Here is a 3,730-nt window from a genome sequence, read left to right on the forward strand (position 1 = left end):
TTCGAAGCAATTTCCTTTTCAGAAGAAGATTGTAAAAGAGCATCTTATTATCAAGACAATGCCAAAAGAATTCAGATTTTAAATCAATCCTCTGATATGGAAGGTTATTTAAAGTCTTTGGATATGGAAATATCCTTTATGCCATTTAAATCAATTGATCGTGCCCGTATAACACAATTAATTAGTAAATCTAATCAATTTAATCTAACAACTAAAAGATATAGTGAATTAGATGTAAAAGATTTAGAAGAAAATCCTAATTTTTTCACACGTCAAATAAGACTAAAAGATGCTTTTGGAGACAATGGCATGATTAGTGTTATTATATGTAAAAAAAATATAGATTTTTGGGAAATAGATACATGGTTAATGAGTTGTCGTGTATTGGGTCGGGAAGTTGAATTGGCTGCTTTACAGGATATTGTTTTAAATGCTAAGGTTGGAGGAGTAAAAAAATTAATTGGTTTCTATAAACCGACAGATCGTAATATTATTGTAAAGGATCATTATAAAAAACTAGGGTTTAAAAAAACTTTATGCAATACAGAAATTGGAATTTGGGAATTAGATATTATGGAATACAATTTTCAAGATATTTCAATGAGAATTAATTATGCTATTTAATTCATATCAATTTATTTTTGTTTTTTTACCATTAGTTTTTGCAATTTATTATTTAATATCATCTAAAAGTCATTTCGGTGCTCTTGTATGGCTCTCAATGGCATCACTATTTTTTTATGGTTATTGGAGTTTATACTCCTTACCAATTTTAGCGAGCTCTATTTGTGTTAATTATTATTTTGGTCTGAAATTGTCTGATATTAATTTAAAATATCGAAAATACTTATTAATATCATCTATATCTTTGAATTTAATTCTTTTAGGTTATTTCAAATATGCAAATTTCTTTATTGAAAATACAAATGAATTTCTGCATATAATTAAATTAGAGCCATTTCAGATATTAAATGTTGTTCTTCCAATTGGAATATCTTTTTTTACATTTACACAAATAGCTTATTTAGTAGATAGCTATCAAGGTAAAGTTAAGGAAAAAAGTTTTCAACAATATGTTTTATTCGTCAGTTTTTTTCCTCATTTAATTGCGGGACCAATAATCCATCATAAGCAAATGATGCCACAATTTTCAGATGCTAAAAATTTTAAAATCAATACTGAAAAGATTTCAATTGGTATTATTCTTTTTACAATCGGGTTAGCTAAGAAGTTATTACTTGCAGATCCTCTTGGAAGTTATGCTGATATTTTATTTAATGGAGTTAAGTCTGGTATGTCCCCCAAGTTTATGATTTCTTGGGTTGGATCATTTGCTTATAGCTTTCAGCTTTATTTTGATTTTTCAGGGTATTCAGATATGGCTGTTGGTCTGGCGTTACTTTTTGGTATTTGGCTTCCTTTTAACTGTCTACAAATATAATTAATTTTTGGCAAAGATGGCATATATCGTTAACTAAATATATTGGTGAATATTTACATACTCCAATTACATTAATGATGATGAGGCTATCTAATGGTAAATCAGGTATTATAGACATAATCTGTAATCTAATTTTCCCAACTTTTCTTATATTTTTAATACTTGGTTTTTGGCATGGTCCGAGTTGGACATATGTTTTATTTGGATGCATGCATGGGATGTATATTGTAGTAAATCAACTATGGAAAAAAGCTTTTCCCTATAAAAAATCTAAATCCCCTATGCTTTTTAATATAAGGAGCATCTTTGGTTGGTTCGTAACTTTTATAGCTGTAAATATATCTTTTGTAATGTTTAGAGCTGATAGCGTTTCTAACGCATTTCAAATATACAGAGTTATGTTAAATCCTAATGAATTTTTATTAATTCTTCATAGAATTCAGATTGGCTCAATTTTTGATCCACTAAAAGGAATATGGCAGTCCCAATTAGAGTCAAATCAATCTACTTTAGATAGTTATATCTTACTAATAATTGGGTTTATAATCGTAGTTTTTTTTCCAAATAGTTCAAGTATTTCATCAAATAATCCATTTAGTAATAATCGTTTATTAATGCGAAATAGAATTGCTGCTATATTATTCGCAATGTTATTTGTGATTAGTATTATGCAATTAGGTAAAACTAGTCCTTTTTTGTATTTTCAGTTTTAATTATTTTGACTTGTTAGTTTCTCTATTTAGATAAATGATATAAAGAATGCTATTTATTAAAATGTATTTAAATAGAAATGTTTATTGCAATCAAGTCTAAAGAATTTATTAATAGAAAAAGTATGGGGAAATATGAAACAAGAAAAATTTTTTCTTCTAATTTATCTTTCGACAATTTTAATTTTAATGATTTTAATTTCTTTATTTAATTATATTGTAGATCCAATAAATATTTTCAATAAATCAAAATCTGGAAACAAAGAATTTGAATTAAAATTAGCTGAATCACTTACTGTTCATAGATGTGTTGCATTATCAAAGAATTTTGATGAAAGAAAATTTATTAGAGCTAGAATTAATATTGAATCTGATTTATTAAAACCAAATGTAATTGTTGTAGGTTCCTCAAGAGTTTTGAAAATAGGAAATTATTTAATTGATAAAAATATTTTTAATTTAGGTGTAAGTGGTGCTTCAATTGAGGATATAGTAGCAATACTAGATTTAGCTACAAAGAAATTTAAACCAAATATATTACTGATAGGTGTTGATCCTTGGATCTTTAATGATGACTCTGGTCAACAACGTTGGATGACATTGTCAGAAGAATATAAGAAAGGATTGTCGGGTTTGAATCTTGATTCCCAAAAATATTCTTCAAATCATCAAAATAAATATGAAGAGCTTATAGGAATTGCATATACAAAGGAATCATTAAAATTTTTATACCATAATTTTGTTCAAAAAAATTCTTCAAATATTGAGTATCCTGATTCTGATAAACCAATTCCTGGTAAGAATATCATTATGAAAGATGGAAGTTTGGTCTACAATTCTGAAATGGAAAGTATTACTCAAGAATCTTTAATTGTTGGTGATAATAAAAACTTGCTTGGCCCTTCAATGCTTTATTACAGTTTTTCTAATTACCGCAATAAAATTTTCAAAGCACTTATAAGAAAATATAATAAAAATTATAAAGTTATTTTGCTGCTTTCTCCCTACCATCCTTACATTTACAATGAAGCTTTAAAGCGTAATCCAATATTACAAGAAGTTGAAAATCAAATACATTCTATTGCTTATAATGAAAATATAAGTGTTATAGGGTCATATAATCCTGATAAAGTAAATTGTACACCTTTGGAATTTTATGATGGAGTTCATTCAAAAGGTTCTTGTATGAGAAAAATAATTCAAAAAATAGATGCATTTTAAAAGTTTATAAATATAATTTTTGTATAAAGGCTCTTTATTTAAAATAATTCTGACATATAGAATCATTCAATCAATCCCACAACCAGATGATACTGGCAGAAGACAAATAAAAAAATTAGTATTTTCTGGAAATGAAATCATTTAAAAAAACTTTCCGCTATTTTTGTTACATTATCTTTATATTATATTTTTAATTCAATTTAAATTTCTCGCACAAAATGAAAAATTAAATCTGTATTTATGCTGATCTTCCCCCAATTTTATAGACACAATTAACCGACCTTTTTCATTGGTCTAGTTATTTCAAATATAACTGGAGACAGATATCCATTCGACGAATGCTTTCTAACACGATTGT

At 26.5% G+C, this 3,730-nt stretch carries 3 protein-coding genes and 1 pseudogene; all 4 read left to right on the forward strand.

The annotated features are described in order from the left end of the window. Positions 1–624: pseudogene (locus tag ACIQ56_RS15520) on the forward strand (haloacid dehalogenase); the annotation flags it as partial. Next, on the forward strand, positions 614–1,441 hold the full coding sequence (locus tag ACIQ56_RS15525; protein ID WP_397601952.1) for an MBOAT family O-acyltransferase: 828 nt from the start codon (positions 614–616) through the stop codon (positions 1,439–1,441). The pseudogene ACIQ56_RS15520 and the gene ACIQ56_RS15525, both read left to right, overlap by 11 nt. 41 nt (positions 1,442–1,482) lie before the next feature. Then, a complete protein-coding gene (locus tag ACIQ56_RS15530; protein WP_397601954.1) occupies positions 1,483–2,154 on the forward strand; it encodes a hypothetical protein in 672 nt (223 codons plus the stop codon). A 132-nt stretch (positions 2,155–2,286) separates the two neighbouring features. After that, positions 2,287–3,372: a DUF1574 family protein gene (locus ACIQ56_RS15535; protein ID WP_397601953.1), complete on the forward strand. Its 1,086-nt coding sequence runs from the start codon at positions 2,287–2,289 to the stop codon at positions 3,370–3,372. Positions 3,373–3,730 lie beyond the last annotated feature (358 nt).

The sequence above is a fragment of the Silvanigrella sp. genome, assembly GCF_044369315.1.
Classification (GTDB): domain Bacteria; phylum Bdellovibrionota_B; class Oligoflexia; order Silvanigrellales; family Silvanigrellaceae; genus Silvanigrella.